The 23,417-nt window shown below is 35.8% G+C and carries 18 protein-coding genes and 4 pseudogenes; 14 read left to right on the top strand and 8 right to left on the bottom strand.

Annotation, left to right across the window (positions count from 1 at the left end; all coding sequences use genetic code 11):
* Positions 1–32 precede the first annotated feature (32 nt).
* The 7 genes and pseudogenes from C9J35_RS24765 to C9J35_RS18110 all read left to right on the top strand — a co-directional run bounded on the left by C9J35_RS24765 (position 33) and on the right by C9J35_RS18110 (position 8,612).
* Positions 33–884: an SH3 domain-containing protein gene (locus C9J35_RS24765; protein WP_054769950.1), complete on the top strand. Its 852-nt coding sequence runs from the start codon at positions 33–35 to the stop codon at positions 882–884.
* Positions 885–1,910: 1,026 nt separating this feature from the next.
* Entirely contained in the window at positions 1,911–3,824 is a 1,914-nt protein-coding gene (locus C9J35_RS18135; protein WP_107925739.1) for an ABC-F family ATP-binding cassette domain-containing protein, read from the top strand.
* Positions 3,805–4,929: a conserved virulence factor C family protein gene (locus C9J35_RS18130; protein WP_054769952.1), complete on the top strand. Its 1,125-nt coding sequence runs from the start codon at positions 3,805–3,807 to the stop codon at positions 4,927–4,929. The genes C9J35_RS18135 and C9J35_RS18130 overlap by 20 nt, the downstream gene beginning before the upstream one ends.
* Before the next feature lie 604 nt (positions 4,930–5,533).
* On the top strand, positions 5,534–5,956 hold the full coding sequence (locus tag C9J35_RS18125) for a hypothetical protein (protein ID WP_107925737.1): 423 nt from the start codon (positions 5,534–5,536) through the stop codon (positions 5,954–5,956).
* 897 nt (positions 5,957–6,853) lie between these two features.
* Positions 6,854–7,135 (top strand): hypothetical protein, encoded by a 282-nt coding sequence (locus tag C9J35_RS18120; protein ID WP_054769954.1) that lies wholly within the window; start codon positions 6,854–6,856, stop codon positions 7,133–7,135.
* Positions 7,136–7,380: 245 nt separating this feature from the next.
* A pseudogene (locus C9J35_RS18115) lies at positions 7,381–7,626 on the top strand (site-specific integrase); the annotation flags it as partial.
* 218 nt (positions 7,627–7,844) lie between these two features.
* Entirely contained in the window at positions 7,845–8,612 is a 768-nt protein-coding gene (locus C9J35_RS18110) for a MerR family transcriptional regulator (protein WP_107925735.1), read from the top strand.
* Positions 8,613–8,906: 294 nt separating this feature from the next.
* Here C9J35_RS18110 and C9J35_RS24315 read toward each other — a convergent pair whose 3' ends face one another.
* Genes C9J35_RS24315 through C9J35_RS18100 form a run of 3 tightly spaced genes read right to left on the bottom strand, consistent with a single transcriptional unit; the run spans position 8,907 to position 11,160 of the window.
* On the bottom strand, positions 8,907–9,677 hold the full coding sequence (locus C9J35_RS24315) for an MFS transporter (RefSeq protein ID WP_235616361.1): 771 nt from the start codon (positions 9,675–9,677) through the stop codon (positions 8,907–8,909).
* Between the two features lie 17 nt (positions 9,678–9,694).
* Complete coding sequence (locus tag C9J35_RS24310; RefSeq protein ID WP_235616360.1) at positions 9,695–10,120, bottom strand: MFS transporter; 426 nt, start codon at positions 10,118–10,120, stop codon at positions 9,695–9,697.
* Positions 10,117–11,160: an ArsR family transcriptional regulator gene (locus tag C9J35_RS18100; RefSeq protein ID WP_054769956.1), complete on the bottom strand. Its 1,044-nt coding sequence runs from the start codon at positions 11,158–11,160 to the stop codon at positions 10,117–10,119. The genes C9J35_RS24310 and C9J35_RS18100 overlap by 4 nt, the downstream gene beginning before the upstream one ends.
* 287 nt (positions 11,161–11,447) lie before the next feature.
* On the opposite strand from C9J35_RS18100, the pseudogene C9J35_RS18095 reads away from it, so the two are divergent.
* Positions 11,448–12,778 (top strand): annotated as a pseudogene (locus C9J35_RS18095) (IS3 family transposase).
* 943 nt (positions 12,779–13,721) lie between these two features.
* Here the strand turns inward: C9J35_RS18095 and fexA are convergent.
* The 3 genes from fexA to C9J35_RS18085 form a co-directional block, all read right to left on the bottom strand.
* On the bottom strand, positions 13,722–15,152 hold the full coding sequence (gene fexA, locus C9J35_RS18090) for a chloramphenicol/florfenicol efflux MFS transporter FexA (RefSeq protein WP_107925733.1): 1,431 nt from the start codon (positions 15,150–15,152) through the stop codon (positions 13,722–13,724).
* Positions 15,153–15,397: 245 nt separating this feature from the next.
* Positions 15,398–15,547: a hypothetical protein gene (locus C9J35_RS23745; RefSeq protein ID WP_167396007.1), complete on the bottom strand. Its 150-nt coding sequence runs from the start codon at positions 15,545–15,547 to the stop codon at positions 15,398–15,400.
* Positions 15,548–15,777: 230 nt separating this feature from the next.
* Positions 15,778–16,635, bottom strand: a complete 858-nt coding sequence (locus C9J35_RS18085; protein WP_107925731.1) for a TetR/AcrR family transcriptional regulator — start codon at positions 16,633–16,635, stop codon at positions 15,778–15,780.
* Positions 16,636–16,753: 118 nt separating this feature from the next.
* On the opposite strand from C9J35_RS18085, the gene C9J35_RS18080 reads away from it, so the two are divergent.
* The 5 genes and pseudogenes from C9J35_RS18080 (at position 16,754) to C9J35_RS24920 (ending at position 20,864) form a co-directional block, all read left to right on the top strand.
* The gene (locus tag C9J35_RS18080) at positions 16,754–18,190 is read left to right on the top strand and encodes an MDR family MFS transporter (protein WP_107925729.1); all 1,437 of its coding nucleotides are present in this window, start codon (positions 16,754–16,756) and stop codon (positions 18,188–18,190) included.
* An 86-nt stretch (positions 18,191–18,276) separates the two neighbouring features.
* Positions 18,277–18,427 (top strand): annotated as a pseudogene (locus tag C9J35_RS18075) (porphobilinogen synthase); the annotation flags it as partial.
* 57 nt (positions 18,428–18,484) lie between these two features.
* On the top strand, positions 18,485–19,135 hold the full coding sequence (locus C9J35_RS18070) for a FusB/FusC family EF-G-binding protein (protein WP_107925727.1): 651 nt from the start codon (positions 18,485–18,487) through the stop codon (positions 19,133–19,135).
* Positions 19,136–19,350: 215 nt separating this feature from the next.
* Positions 19,351–20,493: a CamS family sex pheromone protein gene (locus C9J35_RS18065; RefSeq protein WP_107925725.1), complete on the top strand. Its 1,143-nt coding sequence runs from the start codon at positions 19,351–19,353 to the stop codon at positions 20,491–20,493.
* A 230-nt stretch (positions 20,494–20,723) separates the two neighbouring features.
* Positions 20,724–20,864 (top strand): hypothetical protein, encoded by a 141-nt coding sequence (locus C9J35_RS24920; RefSeq protein ID WP_107925723.1) that lies wholly within the window; start codon positions 20,724–20,726, stop codon positions 20,862–20,864.
* Between the two features lie 324 nt (positions 20,865–21,188).
* Here the strand turns inward: C9J35_RS24920 and C9J35_RS18055 are convergent, their stop codons facing one another.
* The gene (locus C9J35_RS18055; protein ID WP_054770022.1) at positions 21,189–21,797 is read right to left on the bottom strand and encodes a TetR/AcrR family transcriptional regulator; all 609 of its coding nucleotides are present in this window, start codon (positions 21,795–21,797) and stop codon (positions 21,189–21,191) included.
* Between the two features lie 122 nt (positions 21,798–21,919).
* Between C9J35_RS18055 and C9J35_RS18050 the strand changes: the two genes are divergently transcribed.
* Positions 21,920–23,128, top strand: a complete 1,209-nt coding sequence (locus C9J35_RS18050) for an MFS transporter (RefSeq protein WP_054770023.1) — start codon at positions 21,920–21,922, stop codon at positions 23,126–23,128.
* A gap of 165 nt (positions 23,129–23,293) precedes the next feature.
* Here the strand turns inward: C9J35_RS18050 and C9J35_RS18045 are convergent.
* Positions 23,294–23,417: pseudogene (locus C9J35_RS18045) on the bottom strand (IS110 family transposase); the annotation flags it as partial.

The raw sequence follows: 23,417 nt of genomic DNA, 5'->3' as shown, positions 1-23,417 counted from the left end.
TGTTAGCACATTTTTTTAAGGGAGACTTACACATGAAAATTAAAACACTAGTAATATTAATGACATTATTGTTAGCATTTACATTCAAATTTGATGTAGCTGACGCAAACACTTTCAAAGAAGTTAAAAATATAAATTCTTCTACTAAGGTATATGAAAAACCAGATTCTAATTCAAACGTGTTAGGTACTGTAGAGAAAGGTACATTCGTTACTTTAATTAGCGAGAATCAAAACGTTTCATTTGCTCGTATAACATATTTAAATAGCGGTGATAAAATCGTAGATGGTTATATCTCTAATTCTGTACTAGAAGATGCTCAATATTCTATTAAAATAGCTAGCTCTAAAAGTGGTTTAGTTGTAAAAGAAACTCCTTCATTAAAAGGGAAAACAGTGGCCACATTGCAACATAAGATGGTCGTAAAAGACTTTGGATCAGTAAGAGACGGATTGTCATTAGTACAGTATGGAAATGTGATTGGGTATGCAGCTACTAATTTTATGAGTAATTCGAAACCAACAACTAAATACGTTGTTTCGAGTAACCTTGTTGTGAGAAATATTGCAAGTCCTTCAGGAATTAATGTAGGAGAGCTTTATAAAAATGAAGAAGTAGCAGTTCACTCTACAATCGCTGGGTGGTCATACGTTACCACTTCTTCTTCTGAGGGTTATGTCGTAGATTCAAATTTAAGTTCAAAAAATCCGAATGCGACAACAAGTAGTAAACCAGGCAGCTCGAATACGTCAAACGGAAGTAAATCAACATATAAAAATTGCACAGAACTTCGTAAGGATTATCCAAATGGAGTAGATTCTTCGCACCCAGCCTATGCTAAAAAACATGATCGTGATGGTGATGGTTGGGCATGTGAGAGATAAATGTGTCTGCTTATTGTGAAAAAATTTTTTATAGGGATGCTATTTAAAACGGTTTTGAAGTAAATCAGCATATAAAAATTGTACAGAAAAAAGGCTGGGACAAAACTTAAAATTTTAAGAAAGAGGAGCAAAGGTATTATTAAATTGTTGCTATCTAAAATGAAGAAAAATTTAGACGTTCTTCCTTTTGGCATCAATAAAATTTAGAAGAGTGCACTAGTTGATGGTAGCGAAGGCGGCGACTCCTGGGGGATTAGCGTGACGCCTGAGACTAACAGGTTCAGGCCACGCCCCCCCCCCGGAAAGCGTCCGCCGTAGCGGACATCAACGTTCACAGCAAAAAAAGTGTTAGATTGACTGATGTCGATCTAACACTTTTTCTCTTTTGTTCCAGCCTCTTTGAATTGAAATATTTCATTGAAGAAGTTGCAAGATTCCTTCTGGCTGTTTTAGCTTGAGCAAGCATTGATTGAGTAGTTTGTAATAGAATATTATTTTTAGTGTCATCGTTGAGGTTACTATAGCAAGAAGATTTCTAGTAGCAGCAATGAATTTATTACGATCATAGATGATTTCCTCAAAATCATGAGTCATCGTATTCATTCCACTATTTTGTTGTCCAATTTACACCATCGTGAGAAGTCAAAATTGTTGCCCTGTTTCCAAGGGCGGTGACTGAAGTCATACCCGTGAATAGGGATAATCAAAAATTAGTGCTTTAAAGTGACAAAGTATGTCAACGTAGGAACGAGGCGAAACAGGGATAATGGCTGTTTCTATGAATCCTCAACCTTTGAGGTCAAAGGGTTCTCTATTTAATAAAAATAGCGTAACGAAGAGCGTATATGCGTATATGCCTGAAGTCCATCTACTTTACACATGAGGAAAAGTTTGTTGTCCTTTGTTTACCTTTTGTTTGATGTTATGATAAACAAGGATATCAATAAAAATATAGATAGAGATGTTTACATGTAAAAGTAGTGTGGGCACTAACAACACTTAAAACGAAAGAGATGGAAAAACGGAATGAGTCATTTAATCGTACAAAATTTAACGAAAACGGTGGGCGATAAAACGCTCTTTCAAAATATTGAGTTTACCCTTTATGAAGGGGAGCGTGCAGGTTTAATCGGCATTAATGGTACGGGGAAATCGACATTGTTTTCTATTCTAGCTGGTCAAATCGAAGCGGATGCGATGGACATTGACCGACCAAATAAATACCGCGTAGCCTATTTACCACAGGAGCCGACTTTTAATAGCGGGGAAACAGTACTACAAGCAGTGTTTTCAGGAGATTCGCCTATCCTAAAACTCAACCGTGAATATGAAGAGACGGTTGCGGCACTTGCATTAAATCCAACATCTGAAAGTCTGCAAAAAACGTTGTTTAGCTTACAGCATCGTATGGATGAGGAGCAGGCATGGGATGTCAATGCGCTTGCCAAAACGGCGTTAACAAAGCTTGGCATTGAAATGTTTGATAAAGATGTATTGACACTATCAGGGGGTCAACAAAAACGTGTCGCGTTAGCGAAAGTATTAATAGAACCGGCTGACCTTTATTTACTGGACGAGCCGACCAACCATTTAGATGTACAGTCTACGGAATGGCTACAGGAAATGGTTTTACGTTTAAAGGGTGCTGTCATTTTCATTACCCATGATCGTTATTTCTTAGATGAACTGTCGACACATATTTATGAGTTAGCCAATCAGACCTTGTATCGTCATACTGGGAATTACGGTGACTTTTTAGAGGCCCGTGCTATTCGTGAAGAAATGGCTGCGGCATCTGCTCAAAAGGACCGCAACCGCTACCGTTCGGAATTAAAATGGATTCGTCGTGGGGCTAAGGCGCGCTCAACAAAGCAAAAGGCCCGTATTCAACGATTCGAACAGTTAGAGGATAATCTAGAACGTAAGACAGATGACGTGTCCCTTGAAATGGGCTTAGCAACGACTCGTCTGGGCCGTAAAGTATTAGAGGCTGAAAACATTTCAAAAGCGTATGGCGCACAAAAAATTCTAGAGAACTTCGCCTTTTTACTGCAACAGGGTGATCGTATCGGTATTATTGGGGCCAACGGTGTTGGTAAATCAACATTACTAAATATGCTGGCGGGTGAGATTACACCAGATGCTGGCGAGATTCACGTCGGCTCAACAGTGAAACTAGCACATTTCAAGCAAACTTTACCGAAAATGAATGAAAACGAGCGCATGATTGAATATATTCGTGAAGCTTCCAATGATATAACGGATGCAGAGGGGGTACGCTATTCGGCTGCCCAAATGCTTGAGCGCTTCTTATTCCCACTGCATGCGCATGGTACGCCAATCGGCAAGCTATCTGGTGGGGAACGAAAACGCCTGCATTTATTAAAGTTACTAATGGAACAACCTAACGTGTTGTTACTGGATGAGCCTACAAATGATTTAGATATTGAAACACTAGGGGTATTAGAGGATTTCATTGAGCATTTCCCTGGCGTTGTTATCACCATTTCCCATGATCGCTTCTTCCTTGATCGGATTGCTAAGAAATTATGGATTTTAGATGGCCAAGGTCATGTAGAAGAGTCACTCGATATTTATAGTGAATACTTACAGAAGCGTGAGCAGCAAGCCACGGTTAAGGTGGATGCTCCGAAAATCGAGAAACCGAAGGCCGAAAAGCCAAAGTCTGAGAAGAAAAAATTATCATTTAAAGAGCAAAAAGAATGGGAAACCATTGCAGTTGATATCGAAAAGACAGAGACCGCTATTATGGAAGCGGAGGAAGGTATCGCAAACGCAGGTGCTGATTTTACGAAACTACAGGATTTAACGGCTAAACTAGAGGAGTTAAATGCACACTATGAGCATCTGATTGAAAGATGGTCGTACTTAGATGAAATCGTAATAAGGAGCATAGTATATGAAGATTATAACAATTGAACCGACACCCAGTCCTAACTCTATGAAAATTATCGTGGATACGGAGTTACCGTTTGGTAAAAGCTATAACTTTACAAAAGACAATAAAGACCAAGCCACTGGCGAGGCGGCCGCGATTTTAGCGATTGAAGGCGTTAAAGGCGTTTATCATGTAGCTGATTTCTTTGCGGTCGAACGCAATGCGAAGTACGCCTGGGAAGGTATTTTATCGAGCATTCGCCAAGTGTTAGGTGAAGATGTACAGGAAACAAATGACATACAGGTCGCCAATGAGTTTTATGGAGAGGTTTACGTCCATGTACAGTTTTACAAACAAGTGCCATTGCAGGTGAAGGTCTTTGATAATCAGCGTGAACACCGTGCGAGCTGTGGAGAGCGTTTTGTCGAAACCTTTAATAAAATTAACGAAACGGATGTAGATGAAAATTATATTTTCCAACGTAAGTGGATTGACTATGGCGTGCGCTATGGGGAGCTTGAGGAAATTGCCGAAGCAGTGAAGCAGGAAATCGATGTGACCTATTCAGTGGAACGTTTAGCTGACATTGTGGCAACAGTGAATGATGCAGAGAAAACGAACCAAAAACCAGCTAAGTTAAAAATTTCTGTGGAGCAGTTCCAACAACCAGAATGGGAAAAGCGTTTCCAATTACTCGACCAAATGGCTGATCCAGAACTAGATGACTTACCACTTTTAGATGTAGCCTTACAAGATGAACAAATGTCCATTCGTCGCCTAGCAACGGTTTATTTAGGCATGATTGAAGATGTTGCGGTTGTACCGTATTTGGAAAAAGCTTTGCAGGATAAAAGTGCCGCGGTGCGTCGTACTGCAGGGGATTGTATGAGTGACCTAGGTTTAGTCGAATTTGAAGAGGCCATGCAACAAGCGTTACAGGACAAAAATAAGCTTGTTCGTTGGCGCGCAGCGATGTACTTATATGAAGTGGGCACTGAGAAATCGTTACAAGCATTAAAGGCAGCCCAAGACGATAAAGAGTTTGAAGTAAAACTCCAAGTGAAGATGGCCATTGCTCGTATAGAACAGGGTGAAGAAGCAAAAGGCTCTGTGTGGAAGCAAATGACAGAATCGCGTCAACAATAATTTTATTAAGCATCGAACGAAAGCATTGATGCTCCAAGTTTCGATAATACTGTGAAGTATGTACCAAGCGTTAATATTTATGGCTACCAACTTGATTAAGCAGAAAAGAGCATCTACACAGTAAAAGTAACTGCCAGATGCTCTTTTTACTGTCTTTTAGGATATTTCAAGGCTACAAGTAGCTTCCAAAGTGGACCGACAACACATTGAAGACATGACTAGATTGCTACACGATGACGAACCAGTGACACGTGCACAATTTATGAATCGAGCGTATTCAGTTCGAGTTATAAAATAAAAGAGGCATCTAGATGTAGTAATAGCCTCTAAATGCTCTTTTATTTTGCACTGTAAAAATTGCCTGTTCTATCGCTTAAATAGTCGGCGAAGCTGAACAATAAAAGTGAATAGGTGACAGTTCATGCGCAGTGTCTATTAAGTTGATTTTTCGGCTTATAGACACTGTTTTTTATGGCAGAGGCTATTGTTTATGATACTATTGAGTGATTATTTCTGAAATATTGTCTCTTGTGGAAAATTTTGTGAAACTTTTATCGTAATATTCCGTAAAGTATAGAAAGGACATTGTGAAGGGGGCTACGAGATGTTATCTAAACGAGTGACACTATTACTTGTTACAATCGTGCTACTTATCATCGCTATAATGATATTTGCTAAATTTAGCACAAAGAATTTTGTCGATGAATTTATTCCAAGTAATGATTTTGAAGGAATTTTGGAGAGAATTACTATTTGGGAAAAGAATGATAACTTAAATGAAAGTATCGCAATTTTAAATCAACAGGATGCACGTTTAGATGAAGTGCGTCTGGCTTTAAATAGTTGGCAGATAAAAAGAACGCTCTTTAAAGACATACCCTTTGAAGTTGACTATCAACTGGATATATTTTTTTATGACCATAATCTAGAAGTCAAAATTACGCAAGATGGATTTCTATTTATCAACGGCTATAGCTATGAACTGGTGAGTGGTTCGTTTGAAGAATTGCTTGAAATCGTGGAGTAAACGGATGTCCAACAGTAATGCGAGCGTGGCTTCAGTCTCCTTGTCACTATGCTCCTGCGGCCTCAACGCATGTTTTCGCTCTGTAGCGAAAGGCGAATGCCGTCAGCTACACCCGCCGCCTGCGCGCATAATTGGGGAGAGGTATTGCTGATAAAATTTTAAAAGGTATTCGGAGTGACCACGTTCCGAATACCTTTTGTCGTTTTATCTAATATTGAAAATACCTTTAACCTTTATGGGATCACTAAAACAAATATTAATTACACTAGGCTAGAAATGACCCTAAACAAACAAATTGGGAGATGCCAAGCTAAGCAAAATTAGCTTAACACTACTATTTATAATTGGATTACTTGGTTTGTATAGTTTATTGCAAAATAAAATACCCTTAAGGAACATTAGGAGGAAGTATCAGGTTCTCAAGGATTAATAGGTGGAACATCTAAAACATCTTGACAGAACACTTTCATTTTATGTATTAAAATAGAGAATTATGTTAGGCATTAAACCATTTTATTATTTAAAAAGCTACAGCGAGTGAAATCACTGCAGCCCCTAAATAGTGTAGGGACACTATAATCTTATTTTGTATGCTTTTTCTTTCTTTATACATCTAAAAGAGTCATAACCAAAAATGGACAATTTAATATTTATTGGTGGTGAGTATTTTGACAAAAGAAAAGCAAAAGAATGAATTAGAACAAGAAGAAGTAGGCATGGAAATTAGCCCAGAAGAATTAATTTCCTTACAATAATAAGCTCGGGTCACTTGTATGTATATTCTGAAAACAAGCGTTGGATACTACTAAATTGGTGGTCTCTTTTATGTTTTATTTTTATATTTATAACCATATAATACCAATAACACTTTGATTAGTGTAAGCGGAGGTGAGGAAGATGAATATAAATGCACAAATTAACTTTATTGATTTAGTAAAGAACACAATCAGTAATAACGGACAATCTATCGAAACACGTCTTGAAGAAAAGCACAAAGGCTTTGAGAACGGTTGGAAGATGGAAGGAAATGAAGTCGTGTTTTGGGTTAGTCCGACGCTGAGACTTAGTGATTACACAGGAAGCTTAATGAATGAATTTAGGTTCACTTTAAGCTTTGACGAAGAAAGCCACAAGTTTGCTGTATCTGGTAAAAATGTTAAGTCTCAAAATTTATTATAAATAATCAAGTCACATCCAAATAGTTAAATAGACTAAACTAATAAGAGGATATAATGTTCAATATAAGAGCATATATCCTCTTATTTTATTTATATTAGATTTATTAATTGGATATCAAAAAAATAGTTTAATATGTCTAATATATTATGGCGAACTTGTATTCCTCTTGAGTGGAAGACATAGTAAACAGCATAAAAGCTTCGTGGATTTTAACCAGCATTAATAAAATTATTGGGGGGAGTGCTTTGAGAGTACAAGAAATTCTCATAGAGAATAACAATAAAAGATACATATTACTGAATCAAGAAGGTTTTCCAGTGATGCCAGTCATGAAGTATATAAAGTATTTAGATAAAACAGGAAAAAGCCCAAATACTCAAAAAACATATTGTTATTCCTTAAAACATTTTTTCACCTATTTAGCTGAAACAAACAAAGACTATAAGTATATAAGGCTAGAAGATCTAGTGGAGTTTGTGGGATGGCTTAGAATGATAATTTATAAAAGTTTGATGAAAAATCCTGTTATATGCAGGATTTTTCCTTATTCAGCAATCGGGCCATTAAATGGAGTAAGGATCGTGGAATGAACGGGGACAATACATCAAATATAGATTACATGCACTATTTTATTTTCAAATTTCCCTCTTGAACCTATAGTTACTTGAGGTTTTATAATGAACTTATACTATTGATGGGAGGAATTTTGATGAATAAGAATAACAAATTCTCCATTGGGGAATTTTCAGAAAAGACAGGAATATCTATTCCTACGTTACATTACTATGATGAAATTGGTTTATTACGACCAGAAAAAAAACCATTTTCAGGCCACCGCATTTACAATTATCAAGATATAATAACCTTACAAAAAATCCTAAGTCTAAAATTTCTAGGGTATAGTCTAGATAAAATCGCTAATTTGCTACATGAATCGAGTTTTACCGTTGAATTAAATGAAGCTTTATCCCTTCACTTACAGGCATTAGAAAAAGAAAAAGAAAGCATTGAACAATCAATGACTGCTATCAAGAGAGTCATTAAGTTACTGGAGGAAGTAGGGGAAGTGGATAGCGCCATATTATTCAGCCTCATTCATGGCATACAAATGGAAAATATCCAAAAAGAATGGATGGAGCAGCCCATGCTGACAGAAGTAGTGGAAGGGTTGTCAAAGAAAACTGAAGAAGAAAAAGCCACATTGGATCAAACCTTTATTCAATTTGCTAAAGAAGTAAAACAACATTATGGTAAACCTGTAGAGGATTTAAAAGTACAAGAAATGATTAAATCGTATCTAGAAGCGTCTTTTATGTTTTTTGGTGAGGATTTGATGAAAAAGCTAGCTGAAGTTGACGTAAAAAAACTAGATATTCAAGATTTTGAAGATATGACACCTTCTCCATTTACAGAAGATGAACAGAAATGGCTTAATCAAGCGATGGAGTATTATATGAAACACACAGAATTGGAGTAGAAATAATAGATTTAACGAGCTATACTTTCTTAATCATATGTGGTTTATTACATCGCTGATTTTCCACAAAAGGGCGCGATTCTGTAACAAGGATCAGCGCTCGTTTTCATTAAAGGGCCAGATTGTTGAGGAACGTTTTCAATGGATGTTATTCTTGAAATATAGAGTTAGATAAAGTTTAACTCCATTTTGATCAATCTTTTTTCAAAATGGAGTTTTTGCATTTGCTGATAAATAAAGTCTGAAGGTAATTTTTTGATCAATCTGTATTCTAAAGCTACATTTACTTGTTTTTTATTTTTTATTTGTAAGTAAATCTTTATTTGGTTGGGAAAATGAAGCAAGGAGGTGAAATAATCCAGGTAAAACAATTAACATACCAACAATCGCATATATTTGACGCGTACTTAAATCTAAAAATGTTGAGGAAGCAAACAATATCCCTAATGGCATGGTAACTCGAATGAATAGTAGTCGAACTGCACTTAGTTGGGTTAAACGATCTCTAGGAGCTTCACGCTGAAAAATTGCTGCACTTTGGGCATTGAATAAAGGAAATACCATTCCCCCAAACAATTCACACACCCATGCAATAGGAACTGAATTTACAAAAAACAAGAGTACGAATGAAAGACCTCCTCCTATTAAACCGAGGTACATAGTTTGATAAGTTTTTGGTAACTTCGTAAGTAGTACCATACCTACAGCATAACCGACTGGGAAAGACCCAGAAAAGATCGCATATTCCCAAGAATGACCATTAAGGTCTCCTCGTATAAAAGGAATACTTAAAACCATCGTTGCTCCAACCGCAAATTGTACCGTGGAAGAAAGAATGGTAAGTCGAAAAAGATTTGGATATTTAAAGAATGTTCGATAGCCTTCCTTCATTTCTGCCCACCAAAATTTCTTTGTCCAAGTCGCCACTTTCTTCTTACTTGATTGAGGGATACGTGAAAGTGCGAGAAAGCTGACGAGGAACATAACAGATGAAAATCCATATATAAAATGTATAGGACTGACCAACAGCAATAATGAAGTTGCTCCAGGAGCGATAAAACTCATAAGTCGAATAGTTCCATCTAGTAATGCATTTGCTTCGACAAGTTCTTCTCTTTACAAATTTCGGGTAGAAGTGAAAAAGATAGACTGGCGTAAATTGGTTGCATCAAGCCTAACAAACATTGTAAAACGACTAATCCTAAAATGGTTCCCACGTCTGTACCAATTAAATAACCAACAAGTGGAAGGATGTAGGCTCCAGCACGAATCAATTGTATGTTTTGAAGCATTTTCTCCTTCACAACATGGTTTAGGAAAGGTGCACTAATGCCTTGCAAAATTAAAGAGGGGATAAAATATACAAGCCAAAGTACACCCATCCATTCCCTTGAACCTGTCAATTCATAAAGTAACAATCCATTAATGATTCCTCCAGCTGCTCCACCAAATTCTGATACAATTTCACCTATCCAAAGTGCTTTAAATGACTTAGAGAACTTGTTCATTTGTGAACCCCCAGGTACTGAGTGAGTCGTCCAGAAAAAGCGTTAATCTGCGTTAGATTTGCTGAATAGATACCTTTATCAACACGAATAAACTTTGCTGCTTTCAATATAGAAAGTTGGTGATGTAGTGTTGTTTTAGATGTATTAAACTGCACGCTCAACTCTTGAAGTGATAAAGGTCCCTTTAGAAGTTGATAAAGCAATTTCAATCGAAGTTCATCCCCTAAGGCCTTATGACCACGAATTAACTCATTCGATGGAACACCAGGCTCTATCAAATATTCTTCCTTTAAAGGATAAAAGAAAAGTTTAGTATCAGGTGTGCGTTTTTCTAAGATCCAAGGACGATAAGATACGTGTGGAATTAATTTGACATTCCAGACAGAAGGTTCAGGGAGATACTTGATTCCACCCGTAATTCGTTCGATTTCCTCAATAGGATTTGTTATATCCAATGATTTGTATTGTTTCTGTTCAAAAGCAAGCGCATGAGTCCATTTTTCCCATTCTTCTTGTCGGCTTACCCACCTGTACCACTCAACCAATGTATTGTTGAATAGGTCACAAATTTCTTGTGGTGAATAATGACTAAGATTACGAACATACCCACCTAAGTAATCATGGTCTTCAAAATATGTCGCATACTTCTCAAATAATTCACCTCGATGATGTTCAGTGGCTGTCGCTTTTCTTATTGGCTCTGTATTCCGATCTTTGTACGGCAAAAGCACGTCATAAAAGCAAGGAATTGGAATTTCTGAAAGTTGATTCGAAAAATCTTGAACAGATAATGCAGATAGTTTATCTTGAAGCATAATCAGTCCATACCAAAAATTGGTCTCCTCAATCACCTTCAAATGTTTTAATAATGATGATGGCATTGAATCTTGCTCTGATATCCACTTTTCATCTAAATCGAATGTATGTCGAAGTTGTCCGTGTGTGTACCCTGCAATACCAAGTATCACTTCCCAAACAGGTGAGGATTCTACTTGTAAGGAAATGCTTTCAGCTGGATACGGAGAATAAAGGTGTTTCATAAAAGAGCCTCCTTATTATGTATTCCCTATATTCTAATATATTAGAATTATTTATTCAATAAATTTAGAATTAAAATTTCTACTTGCTCCCTTGTAACAAAATACTCCTTTTATTGAAATCTTAAAAGGAGGATGTTTACAGTAATAAAAGCCCATATTTTAGTTATTTGAACTGAACCCCGAATAGTGGACACTTTAAAAAGTGACCCTATTCGGGTTTTTTTGTTCATTTCACTAAAAAACCCGTTATACTGAAATATACGAAATTAAGAACGGGAGAAATTATCATGAGTAAAATCATTTTTAACGAATATCAAATACGACAAATAGAAGCAAATCGATTTGTAGCATCTGTATCAGATCGTTCTATTCAATATACACCGGAATTTAAAATTTTTGCAATCAAAGAAAATCTAGCTGGAAAGGGACCAGTACAAATCTTTAAAGAAAACGGATTTGATTTAGAAGTGATTGGTGTGGAAAAAGCAAGATCATCGATTAAACGATGGAGAGCATCTTTTAAAACTCATGGAGAACAAGCATTTTCGGAGGAAAGACGCGGAAAAGGAGGTTCTGGTCGACCAAAGAAAGAAAACCTATCGGCTGAAAAGAAATTAGAAAAAGCAGAGGCACGTATTCGTTTCCTTGAAGCTGAATTAACACTGTTAAAAAAGCTAGACGAGATGGAAAGGCAGGCAAAGAAACGGCGATTTTAATACCAAGGGAAAAGTATCAAGCAATTAATGATACCATTCGACTGTATCAGTTGAAAAATATGACACGTTATTTATGTTATTTGGCAAATGTAAGCCCCAGTGGTTATTATAAATGGCTCCAAAATAGTGAGAAACAAGCGATACGTGAAGAAGCAGATTTTCAGGACTACGTCCTATTAAAAACAATTTATGATGCATCAAAAGGAAAAGCGGGTTATCGAGGACTTTACATGGCACTAGAAGAACTACTAGAAACCCCGATGAATCATAAAAAAATTCTACGATTAATGCGTAAATTCAATCTATATTCGAAAGTAAGACGTGCAAACCCTTATCGAAATCTTGCCAAAGCTACAAAAATCCATCGTCAAGTACCTAATCATCTAAATTGTAATTTTCATCAAACAGAGCCAGGCAGAGTGTTTTTAACAGATATTACGTATTTACAATACCGTGGCGGACAAACAGCGTATCTATCGTGTATAAAGGATGTTGCAACACGAGAAATCGTTGCATATGACGTATCGACAAGTTTACGCATGGAGTTTGTTTATCGTACGCTAAAGAAATTAGAAGAGCATATCAATGACAACTTACACCCAGAAGCGATGATTCATTCAGATTAAGGTTTCCATTATACACACCCAGCATTTCAAAAATGCGTCAAAGAAATGGGATTACTTCAGTCAATGTCTCGCCGTGGAAACTGCCTAGATAATTCGCCAATGGAGTCATTCTTTGGGCATTTTAAAGATGAAATAGACGATAAAGAAGCTGAAAGCTTAGCAGAATTAAAATATATGATAGATGATTATATGGAGCACTACAACAATACAAGAAAGCAATGGACATTAAAAAAAATGACTCCAGCAGCATACCGAAGTCATCTAATCGCTGTTTAATGTAGAGAATGGTCTTTTATTAAACTGTCTACTTTATAGGGTTCAGTTCAATTCCATGAAAGGGCGCTTTTCTGTAACAAGGAACAGCGCTTATTTCCATTAAATGGACATTTTGTAGAATGGTGTATAGAGGGATGAACGACGGAAAGACATTTCTAAATGAAGTTTTTGAAACTTTGTTTTATTATAAACGTATATAAATTATTTCTCTGTCTGTTTTACTACTTGGTTTCGTTGTAAGTTATATCTTAACATCCGCATTCGCTCATTACTGATTTCATTGTTTGAAAAGATTTTTCCTGGGAGATCAGAAGTAGCAAATTAATTACATAATCTAAGGGGGTAGTTATACGAAGAACTGTTCCCTAAGATTTGTTGCACAGTTTGACCACAGTCTTCCGCAATAGGACGCTTTAATGGAGGAAATATCATAGAAATGATCAAACTTTTTTATAAAAGAATGATTCAATAAAATATATTAAGAGCGTGTTTTGATTAATCTTTTTCAAAACACGCTCTTTCTTTTTTCTTGTTTATCAAGGCTATTAGTATTAATTTGATCCATCTTTATTCTAAAGCTACAATTGTAATAAGTATGTAAGTTTTTCACTGATAATACCACAACTTAAAAGTTATGGACTGAGTTCTTCTTCAACTAACGACGAAGGTTTTTTGATGAAGCTTTTTGAAAAATCTAAGGAATCTTTCTATTCCTACATATATTAATGTAAATCTTTAAAGGAAGTACATAAAAACTAGCTCTCATTGATATTCGAGAAACTAGTTTTTATTGTTTGTATTTAAAGAAACTGATTAATCTTTAAAGATGCATTCTTCTTTTACAAGATTTAATTTTTAAAACCAGTAGTCTTAGCTATTTATTTACAGGTTAAAACTATAGAAGATGAACTAAGCAATAACTAATCTTTACATAACTATGTTATTACCTACGATATTTTTGCAAACCTAATCCAGCTATTAGGGCAATAAGTATTGCCCCTGTAGCTGCAAGGAACGCATCTGAGTAGGACATAGCGTCCAATATATAAAATGGATTTATCGGCTCAGTAGTATCACGTCGAGCAGATAATAATGCTCCAATCATGCCTGCTCCAGTTCCTGCTCCAAGGTACAAAGCACCTTGGAAAACCCCCATTCCGACACCAACTTGGTCTGCCTCGAGTGCACTTACCGCGGCGTTATTTGCGGGTGAATTCGTGAATGCAAAAGCAATCCCTATTCCGAGGACCCCAAAAGAAACTAAAAGGGGTGAAGCACCAGATGCATAGGTGGACAAGAATAGGGTAGAAAGTCCCATCAGGGTCATCCCTGTAAGTATCAGACGCTTATCCCCAAATCGATCAGAAAGACGGCCAACAAAGGGTGATAAGATTGCTACAGCTACACCACCTGGCAACAATATCATTCCAGCTTGTCCAGAAGAGAGGCCATTCACCTCTACGACTAGCAATGGAACGAACACAAGAACAGCGAAATAAGCAAACATCGAAAAGAATGCAATAATGACCGTATTGACATAATCCTTATTATTGAACAGAACCGGTGGTACAAATGGATGTTTTGCGGTAACAATTCGCCAAATAAATCCCACCAAAGCTACAATAGAACCAATTAGGCTAGTTAACGATGAGAACGAAGAAAAACCAGAAGTCTCTCCTTGAGTGATGCCAAAAAGAAGTAATCCTACTGTGAGACCGAGCAATAAACCACCAATGAAATCAAAGTTCTTATTGCTTCCTACAGCTACCGCCGGTTTAATTGTCGGTAATGTAAAGTAGGAACCAATGACAATCATAATAGCTAACAAAAATGTGAACCAAAACAGTGCATTCCACCCTAAATATTGACCAACCACTCCGCCAAAAATTGGACCAGCAGCAGTTCCAACACCAATACTTCCTGCGATAATTCCCAAAGCTCCTCCACGTTTTCCTTGAGGGAAAATCTTCGAAATAGCAATGACTGATAGAACAGGAATTGCAGACATCCCAGCACCCTGAATCATTCTTCCCAAAACCAACAATGGAAGGTTCGGGGCAATTGCACATAAAAGACTACCACTTGCCAGAATCATAATGGCAAAGATATACAGCCTCCGCAACTCAAAAAAGTCGGAGATTCGACCATAAATCGGAACTCCAATCGCAAGAACAAGTGCAATACCACTAACTACCCAACTCACTTGAGATTTCGAAGCTTTTAAATCTTTGCTAATAAGTGGAAGTACTGGATTGACTAAATCAACAGTAATTGCAGCTACAAGTACAGACAGGGAGAGTACCATCATTAATAGCTTAGTAGAACCCTTTTTTTCAGATTGAATCATTTCTTTAGATTTACTATCCATTTTCATTTTATTTCCTCCTAAAATATATTGTAATTTTAGGAGGCTAAATCCACTGCTATCACCATAAACCTCACCTCATAATCATTTATATTGTAAAACCAAATCAACGAACTCACCATTTTTTGTATAGCAGGTTTAAAGATTCGGTTCTCCAATCTAACTAACTGATCGAACACAAAAAGGCACCGGTTTAACAACCGGTGCCTAATCATTCGTATGCATTTTTACGAATGTAATAGATTCATAAGTTTTTACCAATTATATAAGGTGGCAAAAAGTCTTCCGGTAGTAATTTTCATTTTCTGTTTTTGTAAAAAAGGGCATACTGGTCCCGTTGTACCTAAATCTTCTGAAACTTTTACATGCTTTCTAAACTCTACTTTGATGAAATCAGTTCCCATTACTTTTTGCCTCCTTTCTCATATTGTGAAAGTAACACAATAATAATTGATGACGAAGCAATAATCAACCCTGCTTTTTGAAAACTAATTTAAAACTTAACTACTTTTGTAATAGTATTCATATACAACACATGTTTAAATCATAATATATCAATAATGAACTAAATTAAAGACAGTCTCGCTTTGGATTCTGTTGAATCATTAATTCAGCTTTTTAATTAATTTATAAGTTATTTATTTTTTTGTTTATAAATGATATTAAATACTTCATTAAATAGTTGTTCATTATTTGATTTAGAAGAGGATAGTATTTTTAATTGTCGAATAGCTCCTTCACAAACACCCCATCTTACATATGAGTTTTGAGTTTCATCCAAAATAAAACTAATTATTTCTTTTTCTTCATCTGGAAATTCATAATCATTTATTGCTTTTTTAAGTAATTTTTGTATTTTATTGGTAGACATTTCTTGATTTTCTACTGAACTAGGCGATTTATATGGAAAGAGAATTTGATTAGATTGTTTTGTTATTTCAATGTTTTTCTCCAAACGTAGAATATTGTAATCTAAAATATCAGAACTATTAAGATTCAGCTTCATTTGATCAGAATATCTAAATTGATAACCTAATCCTCCAATAAAATGGGTGGATAAATCCATTGCGCTTTCTTCTATTTCATTGCCATAAACCTCTATTAAGCGTTTTGCTAGCCAATTCAACTCTTTATAATGGTTCTCCGTCATATATTTCTGTAATGCCTCATCATTTTCCCCCAAAGAAATATTATATAACTCTGAAATTTTCTCGGTGCTATAGAGGGAGTGTTTTACTCGAAGCTGAGAATAAAAAATTTGCTTATCATAAGGATTTCCTTCAATTAGCAACAAGTTTTGCTGTTCTTCGACTTTTGCATCGACTTTTTGAATAATATTAAGAATTAATTGTGATTTCGTAGAGAAGTAATTATAAAATGTGCCTTTGGAAACTCTGGAATGTTCCAAGATATCTTGGATTGCAGTATCGTGATAGCCTTTTGTTCGAAACAACTGTTTTGCTACTTCAATGATTTTCTCTTTTTTACTCATGCATTGTTATCTCCTCAAAATAATTATTGACATCTTTATTATACCATATTATCATAAAAATGAACTTGGGTACAAAAAAATATACATCAGTTTATTTTGTGAGAGGGATGAGAGTAATATGAAAAAAAATCAAACGCAACCAGTTGATATAAATGGAAATCACTTTAAACGAACTGGATTTGTACTTGTTTTAATGGTTGGAACTTTTTTAACTATTATTAATCAAACCTTATTGGTTACCGCTTTACCAAAAATAATGAGTGATTTAGATATCAATGCTATTAATGCACAATGGCTTATCACAGCATTTATGTTAATCAGTGGCATAATGATTCCTACTTCAGCATTTTTGTTAAATACAATAACCAATAGAACCTTATTTTTTGTGGCAATGTGTAGTTTTGCAATAGGTACTGTAATTTGTGCATTAAGTACAACATTTAACACACTACTTTTAGGACGTATCATTCAAGCTGTTGGCTCAGGATTAATGATTCCTTTAATGCAAACGCTAATGTTTTTGGTATATCCAGCTGAACGGCGAGGGGAAGCCATGGGGTTAGTAGGAATTGTTATAGCATTTTCTCCTGCAATCGGTCCAACTCTATCTGGTTGGATTGTTGATTATTATGATTGGCGTTACTTATTTTATATAATTCTTCCAATCGTCGGGGTTAATATATTGCTAGCATTCTTCTATATGAAAAACATAATTAATTTAACTAAACCGAAGGTTGATTTCTTTTCTATTTTCCTTAGTAGCATAGGTTTAGGTTCACTGCTCTATGGGATAAGTGTTGCAGGAAATATAGGGTGGCAAAATATGACTACGTGGATTTATTGCGTAATAGGTATTGTAGTCATAGTAATATTTTCCCGTCGTCAATTTAAATTAGCACAACCATTTTTGGAGTTAAGGGTATTTAAAAGTAGAACTTTTACTTTGTCTACAATTATTGTCGCTATTATTTTTATGACAATGATTGGATCAGAAATTCTCTTACCAATCTATACACAATCAATAAAGGGATTTTCAGCACTTCAATCAGGGCTAATATTACTTCCTGGTGCAATTGTTTTAGGTGTGATTTCACCAATTGCGGGGAAACTATTTGATAAGTATGGTGTCAAAAAAATATCAATGATTGGCATGTTTATTCTAACTGTAGCAACATTTCCTTTCTTATTGCTCACTAAGGATACAGCTACTTGGTGGATTGTTTGTCTTTATTCATTAAGGATGTTAGGTATGGGATTTGTAATGATGCCGTTAGCCACAGCAGGGATAAATGCATTGTCTAATGATTTAATAAGTCACGGTTCTGCAATTAATAATACTGTTCGTCAAGTGTTTGCTTCACTTGGAGCTGCAATAATGGTAGGGGTTATGTCGGCTACAGTTACTAGATATTCAAATAATTATGGGGACATTTCTTTATCCCCATTATTGAAGGGACTTAATAATGGCTTTATGTCTGCTTTCATTCTAATAGTCATAGCATTTATATTGTGTTTTTTTATAAAATCGCAAATAAATACAAAAAAGAATAAATAATACTAAAACACTAGTTTTGATGGAGAATTTATATGTAGAATCAGAGTTCAAAGTTAGATTGAGGCATTCCTAAAAATTATATAATATATGGGGTAAAATATAGTTCTGCCTTCTATGAATCTTTTAGATCAGTTCTCACCTACCTAGATATTATTCTAGATATTAAAAAATATAATTAATTTACCTATTATCGCTTATCAAGTTAGCGGTGAATATTCAATGGTAAAGAAGGCCGCTTTGATCTCTTTAGGTCACAAACCCTATTTAAAGCCGAATGTACAGGAGTGATTTCAAATGGAAAAACAAACAATTCAAGCGTTTTTAACGGTCGCTAACTATCATTTACTTGAACAGCAAATGAATAAAATATTGCAAACACTTGCAACGACAAAAGATAAAAACGTCATCCTTGCCGTACGTGGCATTGTTGATAGTGAAATTACAGCAAAATTAGCGCTGTCTGCTGAGGAAGCCCAGCTAATCGAACAGCTTTTTAATGTTACAGATCGGGCACAGGGTGAAGAGTATTTAGAGCAATTAAAATCATATGTCCTTCCTTTCAAAGCAGTCACTACAAGCACACTGAAGAACCTATTTAAAAAGGAAAAAAAGCTAAAGCTACCGAAGCTTGAAGAAATAGACTTTCAGCAGATTTGTTATTTAGCTTGGGATGATCCTGGAACACATCGGAAATATGTCGTAATTGAGCAAAATGAACAGCTAAAAGCGATTAAAGGTACTTTCTCAAATGAAACAATTAAAGGAATATGTGCTATTTGTAACCGTCTTTCCGATGTTGCCTTATTTACTACTTCTGTAAAAGGGCAAGTCGTTGGAACGTTCACGAATTATAGTAATTACATTTGCGCAGATAGCCAAAAATGCAATAAACATGTAACTGATTTAGAAAAAACAAAAGCCTTTTTCGAGCGCATTACTCAATAAAAATAAGGGACTGTCTAAAAAGCCCCTGAACATATTTAACATCAATGCATTAGTCACTGGATACGAATGATAAAGGTTGGTTAAAAGTAGTTAGGTAAAGAAAAAGCACAACTATGCTGTATACATTCATGAAAATGGTAAGTTATAGTAACCATTGGTATACAATAATGTTAAAGGTTTTAATTATATATAATTTAGTAAGGAGTATCTAATAAATGGATATAAGGAAGAGTATGTTGTTTTTTATATCACCACTATTTTTTTTAGTTTCTTGTAGTGATGATGAACAAATAAATATATCATCAATTCAAAAAAAGGAAATATATGAAATTAAACAACCTGCAAAATCTAATATCTCAAGAGGACTGATACTTAGTAATATAAACAATTCATTAAATGTCAATGAAATTGAAAAAGGACTAATGGATTTATCCGTAAATCACTTTTCTACAAAGAAGTTTTATATGCAGGAAGGTCAATATTTAGATAAAAAGATTATTAATCAATGGTTAGATAGAAAATCAAAAGAAGGTGTTGGTTTAAACCCATCTATAAAAAATAATACAGGAGATGTTTTAGAGGATGAAAAAAATAATCCTAAGATATTATCCCATGTATTAGAACAAAATTTTATTAACAAAGAAAGTGGAAAAATAGAAGGAATGTCTTTAGCTATATCCTTAAATGAATTTTATGACATTAGGGTATCTGATGATAAAGGTCTAGTTTATACAGATCAAGTTAAAGTCGATACTAACGAAGATAACGTTAATGATGTGGAAAATTACGGTAAGGAAATAGCCGGAACTATAATAAAAGATATTAGAAATAACGAAAAAATACCTAATGTCCCTATTTATGTAACTTTGTATCAAGAATCAAATAAAAATGATATAATTCCAGGAATATTTTTAGCTGAAACTTTTATACCTGAAGGAGAGGATAAAATAGATAAATGGATTGATATAGATAGGGAGAATTATACATTCCCTTCAGATTCATTATATAGTTTAGACAAAGATACCTATAATAATAAGTTATTAATTTTCAAAGAAGATATTCAAGAAAGCTTTAAACATTTAAATCTTAAAATAATCGGTAAACTTCGATATGAAAACGGTAAATTAACCGATTTAAAAATAGATATTAATGTACCTTTAATAAAGGATACTGAATTGATTGGTCTTTTACAGTTAACTAGTACTAAATTAAATACTATTTTATTAACTAGTACTAAATTAAATACTATTTCATTTGATTATATACCCGTTACTATTCGTATTATAGATCAAAAACAAGATGTTGGGATTATCATTTGGGATCCAACAGAAAATCAGATTTATGCAACTCCAATTTAATTATAAAATCCTCTTACATTTGTAAGAGGTTTCAGACTGTAGACAAAGTCGATTTTTTCGACTTTGTCTATTATTTTCTAATTAAATTGAGTTTATATAAACTGTTTCATCCTTTATTATTTAAATGTTAGGTGACAATAAAGTTGTTTACTAATGCCGTGATAACTCAGATTCCAGTCGGAGTGAATCCGTTCAGAATAGGGGTCAATCCAAATACTAATCTTATTTAAATATCAAATTTCACTAGTAACACTGTTTCCTTGATTGATGGAGCAACCAATACAGTGATTGCTACTGTTCCTGTCGGGACTACTGCAGGTGAAGTGGCAGTTAATATAGCTATGAATAATATTTACGTACCAAAATCGTGATAGTGATAATGTTTCCGAAATTAGTGGATTAACAAATACTGTGTTTGCTAATATACCTGTTGGAGATAATCCCAATGGTATAGGAGTCATTCCATTAACCAATTTAATTTATGTTACAAACCAAAATGATAATGTATCTTTGTAAAAAAGATTGATCATTAATAATAAAGTCCGATAAAAATTTTTTAATTCCAATAAAGTCCCCCATTTTAAATAATCTTTTTTTTCAAAATACAAGAGTATATACCTATAGTAAATTTTTAATCAGACCAAGTTGCCCGCCATTTAGTATAAATTCTTCAATTAATCCTCTAAACGCTTTGATTAGCTAGCAGACAATGTATCCCATATGCTCATCAATTGAGTTATGGCAGCATCAATTATCTCGTATGGAGCACCGTCCTGAGCTTGTGTTGAAATTCCTTGAAGAAATGTTTCAAATAAGGTTACCAGCATGTGAATATCTGTAGAATCAGGCAACTCTCCATTTGCTACTGCTCGTTCTATACAATCCTTAATCCAATTGCGAACCCTTTCTCGCTCTTTGGCGAGCATATCTCGAATGTGTTTTTGCTCAGGAGAACAGTTTACAGCGGACAAAACCAATAGACAGCCTTGAGGGTGTGACCTCTCTGTCTGCATCCGTGCCGATCGCCGTAAACCCTGCTCGATGGCTGCTTTCGATGTCATCGTCGTATCGCAAAAGCTTTCCGAAACCTGTCCATAAGTAGAGATATACTGTTGCACCACTTCGCGGAATAGTCCTTCCTTGGACTCGAACGCAGCGTAAAAACTTGCGGGAGATATACCTCCCATCGCAGCGCGCAACTGAGCAAGTGAAGTGGATTCAAAGCCGTGTTCCCAGAATAGAAGCATTGCGGCAACAACAGCCTCGTCACGGTTGAATCCGCGGGGGCGTCCAGTTCGTGGCATTAGATGACCTCCTTTATTAATTATATAATAATCGTTCCAGAAGTCCTTGACAAGTGATGTGGTTGAAACTAATATATGGAATGACCGGTCCATAATTAGTTAATCTAAAGGAGGAAATAAATTTGTCCCACTTTTCATCATCTAAGGGTATGGTTCAATCAGCTAACATACCTATACCTGCACGACTTCCCTGGCTTGCACTACTAGCGCTTGCAATGACAGGATTTATCTGTATTCTTACAGAAACGATCCCAGCTGGATTACTACCGTTAATCGGAGAAGGGCTGCATGTTACCAAAGCGATGGCTGGGCAACTAGTTACCCTTTATGCTATTGGCTCACTTGTAGCAGCAATTCCATTCGCAATGTTTACTAGCGGGTATAGACGACGTCTGCTGCTTATCTCCATTATTGTGGGATTCTTAGTATTCAACACAATTACAGCCTTGGCGACCAGCTATGCTTTAACACTTATCGCGCGATTTTTTGCCGGTGTGGCTGCTGGCGCTGCTTGGGGAATGATCGCCGGTTACGCACGGCGTATGGTACCGGATGCCTTAAGAGGCCGTGCTTTAGCTGTCGCAATGGTAGGAACGCCGATTGCTCTTACATTCGGAGTGCCGGTCGGTACCTTGCTCGGTGACTTAATCGGTTGGCGTGCCGTATTCGGACTCATGTCTCTTCTGACTCTTGTTTTAATTGTATGGGTGTTCTGGAAGGTGCCGGATTATCCTAGGCAATCTGCAAAGCAAAGAATGACAGTTGGTCAGGTGTTTGTTTTGCCTGGCATACGTCCGATTCTCATGGTAGTGCTCACTTGGATGTTGGCACACAATATTTTATATACGTATATTTCACCGTTTCTTGAGCCTTACGGACTCGCTGGAAATGTCGACCTAGTCTTGCTGGTTTTTGGATTAACTGCGCTTGTCTCCATCTGGATTGTTGGTCTGTTGGTAGACCGCATGTTGCGACTGCTTGTATTGATCAGTCTGCTCGGCTTTGCGCTGGTAGCCGCAGTACTATGGGTGGGAGCCGAATCGGAATCCATTGTTTATTTTGCAGTGGCTTTATGGGGACTTACTTTCGGAGGTGCAGCCACCCTGTTGCAAACCGCGCTTGCTGATGCAAGCGGTGAAGAAGGTGTTGATGTCGTAATGCCTATCAATACCACTGTATGGAATTTGGCAATTGCTGGCGGAGGCATTGTTGGTGGTGCTTTGCTAGAGATTGTAGGTGTACAGTCATTTCCTGGAGTGCTGTTGATGTTGCAGCTTGTTGCTTTGATTATAGCGTGGAGTGCAAAGAGACACGGTTTTCCACGAAAGTAGTGAAAATCCATTAAAACTATCTCTTCTTCAACGAAACCAGCTCATAGAATGTCAAGAAAAACATTTTTAATCGAAAAACACTTCATATTATACTAAAAATGCGCAAGACAAATAACCCTCCTTATTCAGTGTGGAAGGTTTTTGTTTTATTTGAAAATGCTATTACTAAATAGTTTCTTGGAATGGTGTTTTCGTTTTTAAAATCGCATAAATCCAGTGTAAAAGCTTATTAGCACAAGCAATAATGGCTACTTTATATGGCTTTCCTTCCTCACGTTTTAAATCGTAG

Source organism: Lysinibacillus parviboronicapiens (assembly GCF_003049575.1).
In the GTDB taxonomy this organism is placed as follows: Bacteria; Bacillota; Bacilli; order Bacillales_A; family Planococcaceae; genus Lysinibacillus; species Lysinibacillus parviboronicapiens.
The sequence above is the reverse complement of the archived record's forward strand: the minus strand, read 5'-3'. Positions and strand labels throughout refer to the sequence as shown.

Coding starts and splice junctions, on each gene's coding strand:
- C9J35_RS24765 (WP_054769950.1), top strand. CDS start 33: ATGAAAATTAAAACACTAGTAATATTAATGACATTATTGTTAGCATTT.
- C9J35_RS18135 (WP_107925739.1), top strand. CDS start 1,911: ATGAGTCATTTAATCGTACAAAATTTAACGAAAACGGTGGGCGATAAA.
- C9J35_RS18130 (WP_054769952.1), top strand. CDS start 3,805: ATGAAGATTATAACAATTGAACCGACACCCAGTCCTAACTCTATGAAA.
- C9J35_RS18125 (WP_107925737.1), top strand. CDS start 5,534: ATGTTATCTAAACGAGTGACACTATTACTTGTTACAATCGTGCTACTT.
- C9J35_RS18120 (WP_054769954.1), top strand. CDS start 6,854: ATGAATATAAATGCACAAATTAACTTTATTGATTTAGTAAAGAACACA.
- C9J35_RS18110 (WP_107925735.1), top strand. CDS start 7,845: ATGAATAAGAATAACAAATTCTCCATTGGGGAATTTTCAGAAAAGACA.
- C9J35_RS24315 (WP_235616361.1), bottom strand. CDS start 9,677: ATGAGTTTTATCGCTCCTGGAGCAACTTCATTATTGCTGTTGGTCAGT.
- C9J35_RS24310 (WP_235616360.1), bottom strand. CDS start 10,120: ATGAACAAGTTCTCTAAGTCATTTAAAGCACTTTGGATAGGTGAAATT.
- C9J35_RS18100 (WP_054769956.1), bottom strand. CDS start 11,160: ATGAAACACCTTTATTCTCCGTATCCAGCTGAAAGCATTTCCTTACAA.
- fexA (WP_107925733.1), bottom strand. CDS start 15,152: ATGAAAATGGATAGTAAATCTAAAGAAATGATTCAATCTGAAAAAAAG.
- C9J35_RS23745 (WP_167396007.1), bottom strand. CDS start 15,547: ATGGGAACTGATTTCATCAAAGTAGAGTTTAGAAAGCATGTAAAAGTT.
- C9J35_RS18085 (WP_107925731.1), bottom strand. CDS start 16,635: ATGAGTAAAAAAGAGAAAATCATTGAAGTAGCAAAACAGTTGTTTCGA.
- C9J35_RS18080 (WP_107925729.1), top strand. CDS start 16,754: ATGAAAAAAAATCAAACGCAACCAGTTGATATAAATGGAAATCACTTT.
- C9J35_RS18070 (WP_107925727.1), top strand. CDS start 18,485: ATGGAAAAACAAACAATTCAAGCGTTTTTAACGGTCGCTAACTATCAT.
- C9J35_RS18065 (WP_107925725.1), top strand. CDS start 19,351: ATGGATATAAGGAAGAGTATGTTGTTTTTTATATCACCACTATTTTTT.
- C9J35_RS18055 (WP_054770022.1), bottom strand. CDS start 21,797: ATGCCACGAACTGGACGCCCCCGCGGATTCAACCGTGACGAGGCTGTT.